Source organism: Arthrobacter sp. NPDC056886 (genome assembly GCF_042788715.1).
Lineage (GTDB): Bacteria > Actinomycetota > Actinomycetes > Actinomycetales > Micrococcaceae > Arthrobacter.
On sequence record NZ_JBHUBT010000003.1, the window covers coordinates 438614 to 451473 of the forward strand.

At 66.9% G+C, this 12860-nt stretch carries 11 protein-coding genes; 3 read left to right on the top strand and 8 right to left on the bottom strand.

Going from position 1 to position 12860, the window contains the following annotated elements; genetic code table 11:
- Positions 1-36: 36 nt before the first annotated feature.
- From ACFRJ8_RS07745 to ACFRJ8_RS07755, 3 genes are read right to left on the bottom strand one after another with little or no spacing between them, the layout of a single operon-like run.
- Complete coding sequence (locus tag ACFRJ8_RS07745; RefSeq protein ID WP_377985522.1) at positions 37-1152, bottom strand: ribosome small subunit-dependent GTPase A; 1116 nt, start codon at positions 1150-1152, stop codon at positions 37-39.
- A complete protein-coding gene (gene aroA, locus ACFRJ8_RS07750; protein ID WP_377985523.1) occupies positions 1136-2539 on the bottom strand; it encodes a 3-phosphoshikimate 1-carboxyvinyltransferase in 1404 nt (467 codons plus the stop codon). Before aroA ends, ACFRJ8_RS07745 begins: the two co-directional genes overlap by 17 nt.
- 7 nt (positions 2540-2546) lie before the next feature.
- The gene (locus tag ACFRJ8_RS07755) at positions 2547-3095 is read right to left on the bottom strand and encodes a DoxX family protein (RefSeq protein WP_377985524.1); all 549 of its coding nucleotides are present in this window, start codon (positions 3093-3095) and stop codon (positions 2547-2549) included.
- A gap of 379 nt (positions 3096-3474) precedes the next feature.
- On the opposite strand from ACFRJ8_RS07755, the gene ACFRJ8_RS07760 reads away from it, so the two are divergent.
- Complete coding sequence (locus ACFRJ8_RS07760) at positions 3475-4314, top strand: sigma-70 family RNA polymerase sigma factor (RefSeq protein WP_377985525.1); 840 nt, start codon at positions 3475-3477, stop codon at positions 4312-4314.
- Positions 4311-4571, top strand: coding sequence for a mycothiol system anti-sigma-R factor (gene rsrA / locus ACFRJ8_RS07765; RefSeq protein ID WP_377985526.1), 261 nt, complete (start codon positions 4311-4313; stop codon positions 4569-4571). The genes ACFRJ8_RS07760 and rsrA overlap by 4 nt, the downstream gene beginning before the upstream one ends.
- Before the next feature lie 90 nt (positions 4572-4661).
- Here rsrA and ACFRJ8_RS07770 read toward each other — a convergent pair whose 3' ends face one another.
- From ACFRJ8_RS07770 to ACFRJ8_RS07790, 5 genes are all read right to left on the bottom strand, one after another.
- Complete coding sequence (locus tag ACFRJ8_RS07770) at positions 4662-4736, bottom strand: 50S ribosomal protein bL37 (RefSeq protein WP_104061284.1); 75 nt, start codon at positions 4734-4736, stop codon at positions 4662-4664.
- 116 nt (positions 4737-4852) lie between these two features.
- Positions 4853-5473: a PadR family transcriptional regulator gene (locus ACFRJ8_RS07775; RefSeq protein WP_377985527.1), complete on the bottom strand. Its 621-nt coding sequence runs from the start codon at positions 5471-5473 to the stop codon at positions 4853-4855.
- Positions 5473-6300 carry a DUF4097 domain-containing protein gene (locus ACFRJ8_RS07780; protein WP_377985528.1) on the bottom strand — a complete coding sequence of 276 codons (828 nt, stop codon included), beginning with the start codon at positions 6298-6300 and terminating at the stop codon, positions 5473-5475. Before ACFRJ8_RS07780 ends, ACFRJ8_RS07775 begins: the two co-directional genes overlap by 1 nt.
- Positions 6301-6447: 147 nt before the next feature.
- On the bottom strand, positions 6448-7047 hold the full coding sequence (locus ACFRJ8_RS07785) for a GDSL-type esterase/lipase family protein (RefSeq protein WP_377985529.1): 600 nt from the start codon (positions 7045-7047) through the stop codon (positions 6448-6450).
- Between the two features lie 111 nt (positions 7048-7158).
- The gene (locus tag ACFRJ8_RS07790; RefSeq protein WP_377985530.1) at positions 7159-10959 is read right to left on the bottom strand and encodes a multifunctional oxoglutarate decarboxylase/oxoglutarate dehydrogenase thiamine pyrophosphate-binding subunit/dihydrolipoyllysine-residue succinyltransferase subunit; all 3801 of its coding nucleotides are present in this window, start codon (positions 10957-10959) and stop codon (positions 7159-7161) included.
- Between the two features lie 354 nt (positions 10960-11313).
- Between ACFRJ8_RS07790 and ACFRJ8_RS07795 the strand changes: the two genes are divergently transcribed.
- Entirely contained in the window at positions 11314-12801 is a 1488-nt protein-coding gene (locus ACFRJ8_RS07795; RefSeq protein WP_377985531.1) for a GuaB1 family IMP dehydrogenase-related protein, read from the top strand.
- Positions 12802-12860: the final 59 nt, after the last annotated feature.

The window sequence follows — 12860 nt, forward strand, 5'->3', positions numbered from 1 at the left end:
CGCGGCCAGATGCCGAAGGCCCGGTTGCCGGGCGGGCTAGGAGACGGTGCCCAGTTCCTTGGTTTCCTGCGCTTCCATCCGCGGGTCCGTGCCCAGCAGCCGGCGCAGGGACGCGAGCCTGGCGGGTCCGGAGGGCCCGGCATGTCCGGCGGCAACCCACTTGTCGACGCCGCAGTTGACGGCGGTGGCGTCGTGCTTGCAGCCGCGTTCGCAGTCGTCGGTGCCCGGCTCCAGATCCGGGAAAGAGCGGAGGATCCGGTCCGGGTCCACGTGGGCCAGCCCGAAGGACCGGATGCCGGGGGTGTCGATGATCCAGCTGCCGGCCGGTGCATCGTTGACTTTGAGCGCCAGCGCGGAGGAGGACGTGTGCCGGCCGCGGCCGGTGACCGCGTTGACGCCTCCCGTGGCCCGCTCGGCCCCGGTCAGCGCGTTGACCATGGTGGACTTGCCGACGCCGGAATGGCCCAGCATCACGGTGACCTTGCCGTCGAGGTAGTCGCGCAGCTGGGACACGGCGTCCTTGTCGAGCCGGGCGGAGAGCCCGTCGTCGGAGCGGGCGTCGATGCCGGAAGCGGCGGAGTCCGCGGTCTTGGAGATGATGACGGGGAAATCGAGGTGCTGATAATTGGACAACAGCTCGGCGGGATCCTTGACGTCGGCCTTGGTGACGAGCAGCAGCGGCTCAATGCCGGCGTCGTACGCCGCTACCAGCGCGCGGTCGATGAAACCGGTCCGAGGCTCGGGATTGGCGGCGGCGACCACCACCACCAGCTGGTCGGCGTTGGCCACCACGGCGCGTTCGATCGGGTCCGTGTCATCGGCGCTGCGGCGCAGCAGCGTCTTGCGGTCCTGGATCTTGACCAGCCGCGCCAGGGTGTCGGGCTCGCCGGTGACGTCCCCTACCAGGGAGACGAAGTCGCCGGCCACCACGGGATTGCGGCGCAGCTCCCGGGCCCGGGCCGCAATGATCTTGCGTTCGTCGGCGGTGCCTTCGCCCACGACGGCGGTGTAGCGGCCGCGGTCGACCGTGATGATGCGTCCGGTGACGGCGTCCTCGTAACTGGGCCGGTCCTTGGTGCGGGGGCGGGTGCCCTTCTTGTTCGGACGGATCCGGACGTCGGACTCGTCCCAGGAATCAGTGCTGCGTGCCACCGGCGGTGTCCTCATCTGCGGCGGGTCCCTGTGCCAGCATCGCTTCCCAGAGCTGCGGGAAATCGGGCATGGTCTTGGCCGTGGTCGCGATGTCCTCGACCTCCACCCCGGGCACCGCGAGGCCCAGGATGGCGCCGGCAGTGGCCATGCGGTGGTCCGCGTAAGTGTGCAGCACCCCGCCGTGCAGGGCGGCCGGTCGGATGATGAGACCGTCGGCGGTCTCTTCGGCGTCGCCGCCGAGGCGGGTGATTTCGGTGACGAGGGCCGCGAGCCGGTCCGTCTCGTGGCCCCGGAGGTGGGCGATGCCGCTCAACCGTGAGGGGCCGGTGGCGAGGGCGCACAGCGCGGCCACGGTGGGGGCGAGCTCGCTGGTCTCGTCGAAGTCGCCACCCTTGATCTCCGGGCCGCCGCTGACGGTCAGGGTGTCGGCATCCATTGTCACGGTCGCGCCCATGGCGGTCAGGATGCCGCGCCAGAGGTCGCCGACCTGGGTGGTCGCCGCGGGCCAGTTGGGGATCCGCACGGTTCCGCGGGTGGCCAGGGCCGCCGCGAGGAAGGGCCCGGCGTTGGAGAGGTCCTGCTCGATCCGCTGGTCAAAGGCGCGGATCGGGCCGGGGGAGACAATCCAGTGGTTCGGCACCGAGTCATCGACCGCCACGCCGACGCCGCGCAGCACGGCCACAGTCATGTTGATGTGGTCCAGGCTGGGTACGGGCTTTCCGACGTGTTCGAGATGGAGCCCCTGGGTGAAGCGGGCGCCGGCCAGCAGCAGGGCGGAGACGAACTGGGACGATGCGCTGGCGTCGATGATGAGGTGGCCGCCGCGAACTTCGCCCGTGCTGTGGACGGTGAAGGGCAACGACGACGCCGGACCGCCGTCGGGTGCGGTCACCGCCACACCCAACCCGGCCAGGGCCTCGATGATGGCGCCCATCGGGCGTTTGCGGGCGTGCGGGTCGCCGTCGAAACGGGACTGGCCGCGGCGCAGTGCCGCCACCGGAGGCACGAAGCGCATGACCGTGCCGGCCAGGCCGCAGTCGATCGCGGTTTCTGCCGCAGCGGCATCCAAGCTGATCGGGCTGATTTCCAGGTCGGGGCCGAAGGCGCCGTCGCCGGGAACTTCCGTAATGGTGGCCCCCAACTGACGCAGGGCCTCAATCATCAGTGCGGAGTCCCGGGAGTGCAGCGGTGCCCGCAGCCGGGACGGTCCGTCAGCGAGGGCGGCCAGCACGAGGTACCGGTTGGTCAGGGACTTGGACCCCGGAACGGTGACAGTGGCATCGACGGGCCGTACGGCCAAGGGAGCGGGCCAGTGCGGACCGACGTCGGCGGTATGGAGGCCGGCAGAGCGGGAAGGGGCAGCTGCGGAGGGGGTGGTGCCAGTCATTACCGTCTTAGGCTCCGGCTGTGTGGTCTACGGCCTTGCGGACAACTTTGTCGGCCTTTTTCAGCTGCTTGTTGGTGGTCTTCCGGGCATCGGCGGCAAGGTGGCTGGCGCTCTTCTTGGCATCCGCGGCCAGGTGGCCTGCGCGCCAGGCCAGGCTGGGCTTGCCGGCGGTATCAACAGCGGCCAGGAGCACGCCGCCGGTGAGGGTGACGTTTTTCAGAAGCTGCTTGCGGCGGGCGTCGCGGGCTTCCTTCGAGGAGATGTCCGCGCTGCGCCATTCCACATAACCGTTCAGGACCGAAATGACGGCCAGCAGGGTGGCTGCCAGCCGGGCGGACTTGCCGAGGGCGAAGCAGACGCCGGCACCGATCTGGGTGCCGCCGATCACGCGTGCCACGACTTTTTCGTTGGGCTGGAACGGGAGCGCGTCGGCCGTGCGCCGCAGCAGCGGGGACAGCTGTGCCGCAGTGTCATCCGCGTTCTTGAGCTTGTCCATGCCGGCGAGGACGAAACTGGAGGCGAGCATGGGCCGGGCGAGAAAGCGGACAAACGACATGAATTTCCTCCTGGATGGACGAACCGCGGCTTCACTGCGGGAGAACCGGTTCTAGTCTTGCACTTTTGCGGAATATTTGCCCGCAGGACGTGGTTGTGAAAGACAGATCCCAGCGGTTTCCCAGCCGTGTCACAGTGTTGCCGCGTCTGAACCGTACTCCTTGTTGGAGCACCGGTGCAGCGCGGCTAATGGGCACGGCCGGACAGGCACGGCTGGATAAACACGGCTGGATAAGTACAGGCGAACGGACACAGCTTAGGAAGGCGGAGATTTGACGAGGGTGTTGGACAGGGCGGAACCGGAAGCCGGTGAATCATGGACCCTCGCGCTTCCGGCAGTTCCGGGTGCCCGGCGGAAGGTGACAGTAGACTTGAACGCAATGAGCACCATGGACCCGGCCGTAGCGGCCATGCACGAGGTTGCCGGAAACGACGCCACGCCCACCAAGACGCCTGATGCCGGCACGTCCGGTGCACCAGAGCGGCCCCCTGTGCAGAATTTGGCTGTGCAGAATTCTTCAGACGGCCACGCTGTGCCGGCGCCCGCTGACGGACCCGCCGCGCTGGAAACTGAGGTCGACGGAAAGCCTCTGGATGTTGCCACGGAGTCCGCGGAAGAACGCCGGGTGCGCTTTGAACGCGACGCCATGCAGTACGTGGACCAGCTGTATTCGGCGGCCATGAGGATGGCCCGGAATCCCTCCGACGCCGAGGACCTGGTCCAGGAGGCGTACACGAAGGCGTTTTCCGCGTTCCACCAGTACAAGCCCGGAACCAATCTGAAGGCCTGGCTGTACCGCATCCTCACCAACACGTACATCAACCTGTACCGGAAGCGTCAGCGCGAGCCGCTGCAGTCGAACTCGGACACCATCGAGGACTGGCAACTCGCCCGCGCCGAGTCGCATACGTCCTCGGGGTTGCGTTCGGCGGAGGCCGAGGCCCTCGACCACCTGCCCGATTCCGATGTGAAGCGCGCCCTCCAGTCGATTCCGGAGGAGTTCCGGCTGGCCGTGTACTTCGCCGACGTCGAGGGCTTCGCGTACAAGGAAATTTCAGACATCATGAACACCCCCATCGGGACCGTCATGTCCCGGCTGCATCGCGGCCGGAAGATGCTGCGGGACATGCTTGCGGACTATGCCGCCGAACGGGGATTCAAGGGCGCAAGCGAGTCAAGCGCCGCGGCCGACAGCAACAAACAGGAGAACAGGAAATGAGCGACTGCCAGGGACTGGGCGATTGCGACGATGCCCGGATGCAACGTATCTATGAATATCTGGATGGTGCGCTCACACGTGAGGACATCGCAGAGATCAAGGACCACCTGGACAGCTGCCCGGAGTGCCTGGAGCAGTACGACCTCGAATGTGTCATCCGCGTGATGGTCAAGCGTTCGTGCACCGAAGCAGCTCCGGAAAACCTCAAGAACGCCATCCTGGACCGGATTCACTCGATCCGGCCTGTGGAAGCCTGAGCCCGGCTCCCTACCTGGATAAACGAATGACCCCGGAAGCCATAAGGATTCCGGGGTCATTCGTTTAAAGCTGTCATTCCAAGCTTTTGCTTAGGCGTTGGGGCGCTTACCGTGGTTCGCGCCGCCACGCTTACGGTCACGACGTTTACGTGCACGTTTGCTCATAGCTGGCCTCCTTAATCTTGGTACTCAAAAGAGCTGCCCTCAAGTCTCCCACATCGCGGCACCCGCCGCGAACCGGGGGCCCGCCGCTACGAGGCGTGGTTGGTTGCGCGTGGGGGTCAGTCCTCCAGCGAATTGCGGATTGAGATCCGGGCCTGGTCCAGCACGGTCTTGACCGTTTCGAGCGTGACGGTGGTGACGGGATGGCTCCCGGCGTGGCGCCGCAGTTCCACCCGCATGTCGTCGCGGAAGGCCTGCACCAGCATTTCCGCCTCCTTCAGGCGCCGCTCGCCCTCCGGGGAGAACCGCGGGCTCCCCGCGCCGCCGGCCGAGCCCGCCGCCCGGGCCGAGGTCCGCGCCGCCTCCGCCGTTGCCGCGAGATCGGCCCGGAGGCCGCGCATGTTGACGCGGATGTCCTGGCGCAGGTTGTCGGCCAGCCGCCGCACCGAGGCCGAAATGTCGTTTTCGACGCCGGCGAGTTCGTCCCGGCGGCTGTTCAGCTCCGTGAGTCCCGCCGGGGTGATGCTGTAGTTGGTGCGGCGGCCCTCCGTGTGGGTGGCGACGAGCCCTTCTTCTTCGAGCTTGCCCAGGCGCGGGTAGATGGTTCCGGCGCTGGGGGAGTAGGTGCCGCCGAAACGCTCGCTGAGCGCCTTGATGAGTTCGTAGCCGTGCTTGGGGCCTGATTCGAGCAGGGCGAGCAGGTACAGCCGCAGCGCGCCGTGGGCGAAGACGGGGGGCATCAGAGGGCCGTTTCGGTGTCCGCGGTGGGCTGGCCGTGGAAGACCGACGTTTTTCCCGAAACCGAGTTGGTCCGGACCAGCATCAGTTTGGCGTCCGGTCCCGCGATGGTCTGCACCGTGCCGCTGGTCTGGGCGTACCTCGTGTCATCGATGACCACCGCCCCGCTGGCGGATTTGGCGACGATGTCCACGCCGATGTCGTGCGGAACGCGGATGGTGACGTCGCCCGAGACTGAATTGGCGCCAAAATCTTGGGTGAAGCCGTGCAGATCGAAGTTCAGGTCGCCGCTGACGGTGTTCGCGCGGATGTGGCTGAATTCCCCCGAGGCCGTCACCTCGCCGGAGACACTCTTGGCGGTCAGGACGCCGCGGTGGTTGCGGGCAATGACTTCGCCGCTGACCGTGTTGACGGACAGTTCACCGGAGGTGCCGTCGGCCAGCACGGAGCCCGAGACGGTGTTGAGCCGGGCGTGGCCGCTGATCCCGGAAACCATGCCGTCGCCGCTCACCGTCCCGGCTTCAACCTCGACGCCGGCGGGCAGGGCGATGCTGATGACCACGGAGTTGCTGCTGCCGTTGTTAACGGTGCTCATCAGGTTCTTGAACCAGCCCTGCGGACCGTGCAGTTGGTGGCGGACTTCCAGGCGGCCGTTGACGACGGAAACTGACAGCGGGTCGCCGTCGATTTCGGAGACTTCGATCCTGGCGACGTCCTCGTCATGGGTGACGATGTCGAAGCGGCCGCGGACAATGCCGAGCTTGAGGGAGCGGACGCCGTCGACGTCGATGGTCTGCGGACCGGTCACGGTCCACGTGTTCTCTGACATGGTTCCTCCGGAAAGGCGATAGGTGCTGGGCAGCTAAAGATATATCGCGACTATGAAGTCACGATATATCGCGCCCGCTGCCGGGTCAAGATATATCGCGAAATCCGGGGAGGAGGGCGGATCGGTACGGCCGTGCCTGGTGGCCGGCTATTCCGGCGCTTCCAGGCCGAGCCACTGGAACCAGCCGCGGTGCAGCACGAGCCACGCCATCAGGCCATAACCGGCCTGGCCGGGCGTGCCGCCGTTGGCCGCGAGGTCCTGGCGCCATTGCTCGTGGTTCAGCAGCGGCGAGAAGGTGTCGACGTAGAGGTGCTTCCGGCGCGTCGTGACGTCGGCGAAGGCGGTGTTGAGTTCGCCGAGCCTGCGGTTCTGGGCGGGGTCGAGCGTGGGCGGCGGGCCCACGACGAAGACCTCGATCTTGTTCTGCGAGGCGGAGTCCAGGATGTTGGCGAGGTTCAGGCGGCTGCGGGCCGTGGACAGGCCGAACTCAATGTCGCGGCCGGACAAGCCGATCACCAGGCGGTTGTCGTGATGGTTGCCGAAGCGGCGGCCCGCCTCCTCGAGCCAGCGCGCGGCAATTCCCTCCGTGCCTTCTTCCGGGCATGGCAGGGAGTAGCACTCCAGTGCGACGCTGTCCTGCGGCGTGCGGGCCAGGACCCGGCCCCACCAGCCCAAGGCACGCGGATCACCGAGCCCGGCCAACAGCTCGTCCCCAACGGCTGCAATCCGCAGCTTCCGATCTTCCACGACTACCTCTTCACTTCAACGCTGTCCATCAAGCTGACCACTAACAGTCCATTAAACAGAACTGCCCGGCCGGAGTGTTGTGTTTCAGTCTCCGGCCGGGCAGCAATGGCGCTACTTACGTGCAAATGCCTGCTTGAGCAAGCTGTCCTGTTCTGCCGCGTGACGCTTCATCGATCCTGCCGCGGTGGAGGCCGAGGCGGGGCGGGAGATGAGGCGGACCCGGCGGTCCAGGGCCTCGGGCAGGTTCAGGCCGATGAACGGCCACGGACCCTGGTTGGCTGGTTCGTCCTGCGCCCAGACCACTTCGGCGTTCGGGTACTTGGCCAGTTCCGCGGCGATTTCGGCGGCAGGCAGCGGGTAGAGCTGCTCGACGCGAACGATCGCCGTGGTCTGGTTCTCGGTCTTCTGCCGGGTGGACAGCAGATCGTAGTACAGGCGTCCGGAGACCAGCAGCACGCGTTCGACGGCGTCGGCCTGCAGCGGGGCGTGCTCCGGAATGACCGGGCGGAACGAGCCGGTGGTGAAGTCCTCCACGGAGGACGCCGCGGCCTTCAGGCGGAGCAGCTGCTTCGGCGTGAAGATGATGAGCGGCTTGCGCGGCCTGCTGTAGGCCTGGCGGCGCAGCAGGTGGAAGTGCGAGGCCGACGTCGTGGGGTTGGCCACGATCATGTTCTCTTCAGCGCACATCAGCAGGAACCGCTCGATGCGGGCGGACGAGTGGTCCGGCCCCTGGCCCTCGTAGCCGTGCGGCAGCATGAGAACCAGCGAGGACCGCTGGCCCCATTTCTGCTCGGCGGAGGAGATGAACTCATCGATGATGGTCTGCGCGCCGTTGACAAAGTCACCGAACTGCGCCTCCCAGAGCACCAGGGCATCCGGGCGCTCCACGGAGTACCCGTATTCGAAGCCCATGGCGGCGTATTCGGAGAGCAGGGAGTCGTAGATCCACAGCTTTGCCTGGTTGTCCGACAGGTGGGCCAGCGGCAGCCATTCGTCGCCGTTGGCACGGTCGTGGAAGACGGCGTGCCGCTGCACGAAGGTGCCGCGGCGCGAGTCCTGGCCTGCCAGCCGGACGGGGACGCCTTCCATGATGAGCGAGCCGAACGCGGCAAGTTCACCGAAGCCCCAGTCGATGCCGCCTTCACGGGACATCGCTTCACGCTTCTCGAGCAGCTGCTTGAGCTTGGCGTGGACGGTGAAGCCCTCCGGGATATCGGTGTGCGCCTTGCCGATGCGGGCCAGGGTCTCCGCGGAGATCGCGGTGGAGACCGGGGCGCTGACGCCGGAATCGGACTGCTGGGCCATGGGGCGTTCGAGATCGGACACCGCGGCGGAATCAGCCGTGATGATCGGGATCGGGGACGTCTGGGCCGCATGGGTTTCGGCGAAGACGCGCTCCAGGCGTTCCTGGTAGTCGCGCAGCAGCTGCTCGGCCTCTTCCTCGGTGATGTCACCGCGGCCGATCAGCGACTCGGTGTACAGCTTGCGGACCGAGCGCTTGGCTTCGATCAGGTTGTACATCAGCGGCTGGGTCATCGAGGGGTCGTCACCCTCATTGTGGCCGCGGCGGCGGTAGCACACCATGTCGATGACAACGTCCTTGTGGAAACGCTGACGGAACTCGTAGGCAAGCTGCCCGATGCGGACCACGGCCTCAGGGTCGTCGCCGTTCACGTGGAACACCGGCGCCTGGATCATCTTGGCGACGTCCGTGGAGTAAGTGGAGGAACGCGAGGACGACGGGGCGGTGGTGAAGCCGACCTGGTTGTTGACCACGATGTGGATGGTGCCGCCGGTGCGGTAGCCGCGCAGCTGGGAGAGGTTGAGCGTTTCCGCGACAACACCCTGGCCTGCGAAAGCGGCGTCGCCGTGCACCATGATCGGCAGCACGGGGAACGCCTCGCCCTGGTCCAAGCGGTCCTGCTTGGCGCGGACGATGCCCTCGAGGACGGGGTCCACGGCCTCGAGGTGCGACGGGTTCGCGGCGAGGTAGACCTTGGTCTCCTTGCCGTTGTCCGAGGTGAAGGTGCCCTCGGTGCCGAGGTGGTACTTGACGTCGCCGGAGCCCTGCACGGAGCGCGGGTCCTGAGTGCCTTCGAATTCGCGGAAGACCTGGGCGTAGGTCTTGCCCGCGATGTTGGTCAGCACGTTGAGCCGGCCGCGGTGGGCCATGCCGATCGCGACTTCGTCGAGTTCGTCGTCGGCGGCGTCGGAGATGATCGCGTCCAGCAGCGGAATCAGGGACTCGCCGCCTTCGAGTGAGAAGCGCTTCTGGCCGACGAACTTGGTCTGCAGGAACGTCTCAAAGGCCTCGGCGGCGTTGAGCTTGGAGACGATGCGCAGCTGTTCGTCGCGGCTCGGCTTCGAATAGGCGTGCTCCAGCTGGTCCTGGAACCACTTGCGCTCGGCAGGGTCCTGGATGTGCATGTATTCGATGCCGGCGGTGCGGCAGTAGGCGTCGCGGAGGACGCCGAGGATGTCGCGGAACTTGAGCATCGGCTTGCCGCCGAAGCCGCCCGTGGGCCACTCGCGGTCCAGGTCCCACAAGGTCAGGCCGTAGGTCAGAACGTCGAGGTCCGGGTGCTTGCGCTGGACGTACTCCAGCGGATCGGTGTCCGCCATGAGGTGGCCGCGCACGCGGTAGGCGTGAATCAGCTGCTGGATCCGGGCGACCTTGTTGATCTCGTCGGCCGGGTCCACCTGCAGGTCCGGGCTCCAGCGCACGGGCTCGTAGGGGATGCGCAGGGATTCGAAGATCTCGTCGTAGAAGTTCTGTGCACCGAGCAGAAGCTGGTGTACGAGCTTGAGGAACTCGCCGCTGCCGGCACCCTGGATGACGCGGTGGTCATACGTGGAGGTCAGCGTCAGGACCTTGCTGATCGCGTTCTGGGCGATGATCTTCTCGCTGGCACCCTGGAACTCGGCCGGGTAGTCCAGTGCGCCGACGCCGATGATGGCTGCCTGGCCCTTGGACAGGCGGGGCACCGAGTGAACGGTGCCGATGCCGCCGGGGTTGGTCAGGGACACGGTGGTGCCGGAGTGGTCGTCCGCAGTCAGCTTGCCGGCACGGGCGCGCTTGATCAGGTCCTCGTAGGTGTGCCAGAACTCGGAGAAGTTGAGGGTCTCCGCCTTCTTGATGTTCGGGACCATGAGCAGGCGGGTGCCGTCAGGCTTGGGCATGTCGATCGCGATGCCGAAGTTCACGTGCGCCGGCTGGACAGCCACCGGCTTGCCGTCGATCTCGTCGTAGTAGACGTTCATCGACGGGAACTGGGACAGGGCGCGGATGACGGCGTAGCCGATCAGGTGCGTGAAGGAGACCTTGCCGCCGCGGGCGCGGGCCAGGTTGGAGTTGATGACCACGCGGTTGTCGATCAGCAGCTTCGCCGGGATGGCGCGGACGCTCGTGGCGGTCGGCACTTCCAGGCTGGTGACCATGTTCGACGCGATGGCCTTGGCCGGGCCGCGCAGGACCGAGACGACGTCCTCTTCGGGCGCCGTCGGAGCCTTGAGGTTCTTGGGCAGCTGCGCCGGGATCGGCGCTGTTCCGGGGGCGTCCGTGGTCTTAGCGCCATCCCGGGCTACGGTGGCCGGGGTTCTCTTGGCTGCAGGTGCCGGCGCAGCCGTGGCGGCGGGAGTTGCGGGGGCAGCAGGCGCGGCCGGCGCGGCCGGCGCCGGTGAAGCGGCAGGCGCTACGACGGGAAGTTCACGGGTGGCAGGATGCACAGCTGTCGCGGTGCCGGACGTTCCGTTGACGGAAGAGGCGTCACTAGCTGCAAAAGATTCAAACAGCGGCCACCACTTGGCGTCGACCGTGTTCTTGTCCTGCTGGTAACGCTCGTACAGTTCGTCAACGAGCCACTCGTTTCCGCCAAATTCCTCTGGTAGACGGTGGCTAGGCTGCTCTGGCACTTGAAATACGCCTCTTCCATGAGTTTGATTCCCTCTGGCTTCCACGGTGCCTCGGCACAACGATTGAGCCAGTCTCTGCGTCCAGTGAACCCAGACCTCTGCCAGTCTAGTGAGGATTCTGGCCAAACCGCCAATAAGCGTGACCCAAATCATGATCCGCCCCCGCAGCTACTGAAATACAGAGAAGAAGTGCGGCAGAATCGGCCCGGAGGTGGTGCTTCACCCGGTGCTTCACGCAGTGACTTTCAGAGTACCGGACGCGGTGCCGGCCCCGACGGGAACCGCCCTAGAATCAAAGAAGAAACCCGTTTGGCGCCGAGGGCGCCAGCTGCGGGTGCAAGCAAAGGAGCAGCCGTGCGTTTCCTGAATGAGCCCACCACCGATCTGACTTACTCGGACCTCTTCCTGGTGCCGTCACGGTCGGATGTCATCTCCCGCCTGGACGTCGATCTCGCGGCCGATGACGGGACCGGCTCGGCGATTCCGTTGGTGGCGGCGAATATGACGGCGGTGACGGGGAAGCGGATGGCCGAGACCATGGCCCGCCGCGGCGGTCTGGGAGTCCTGCCGCAGGACGTCCCGCTCGACGTCATCCGGGACGTTACGGCCTGGATCAAGGGCCGCCACCCGGTTCTCGAGACGCCCGTGACGCTCGCGCCGTCGGACACCGTGATTGATGCCCTCCACCTGATGGGCAAGCGGCCGCACGGGGCCGTTGTGGTGGTGGATGAGGCCGGTGCCGTCGCCGGTGTTGTCCGGGCCGCGGACTGCGAGGGTCAGGACCGTTTCGCGTCGCTGGCCTCCGTGCTCCGCCACCAGCCGCTGGTGCTGGACGCCGGATTCCTTGATGGCGGATTGTTTGGCGCCGGACCGGCCGCGGACCCTGCGGATGCTGCCCAGGCCCTCCGCCGTGCCTTTGAGGCGATGGACGCTGCCGGAACAGACTACGCACCGGTGCAGCAGGACGGCGTCCTCGCCGGGGTGCTGACCCGCAAGGGCGCGCTGCGCTCCACGCTCTACCGCCCGTCCCTGGACGACGACGGCAAGCTCAAGGTGGCTGCCGCCGTCGGAATTAACGGTGACGTGGCCGGGCGGGCCGCCGAGTTGCTGGCTGCCGGCGTGAATGTGCTGGTCCTGGATACCGCGCACGGGCACCAGCAGAAAATGTTCGACGCGCTGGCCGCCGTGAAGGGACTCAACCCCGGCGTGCCGGTGGTGGCCGGCAACGTCGTCACCGGCGAGGCAACGCGGGAGCTGATCGAGGCCGGGGCGGACATCGTCAAGGTCGGCGTGGGCCCGGGCGCCATGTGCACCACACGCATGATGACGGCCGTGGGCCGCCCGCAGTTCAGCGCCGTCCTGGAATGTTCCGCCGCGGCGCGGGAAGCCGGCGGCCGGGTGTGGGCGGACGGCGGGGTGCGCTACCCGCGCGACGTCGCCCTGGCGCTGGCCGCCGGGGCCAGCCAGGTCATGATCGGCTCCTGGTTCGCCGGCACGCACGAAAGCCCCGGGGACCTGCAGCTCGACGCGGCCGGCCGGCAGTACAAGGAGAGCTTCGGCATGGCGTCCGCCCGCGCGGTGCAAAACCGCAACCAGCGCGAGGGCGCGTTTGAAAAGGACCGCAAGGCCTTGTTCGAGGAAGGCATCTCCACGTCCCGCATGTACGTGGACGCGGCGCGGCCCGGCGTCGAGGACCTGCTGGACATGATCACCGCCGGTCTTCGCAGTTCCATGAGCTACGCCGGCGCTGCCGATCTCGCTGCTTTCCGCGAACGTGCCGTGGCCGGCATCCAGTCCGCGGCCGGGTACGAGGAAGGCCGGCCCGTCCCGCAGAGCTGGTGAGTTCGGCGCAGCCGGTGAAGCCGGCAGGCAGTGAAGCGGCAGGTCGGGGGCTGGCGGCA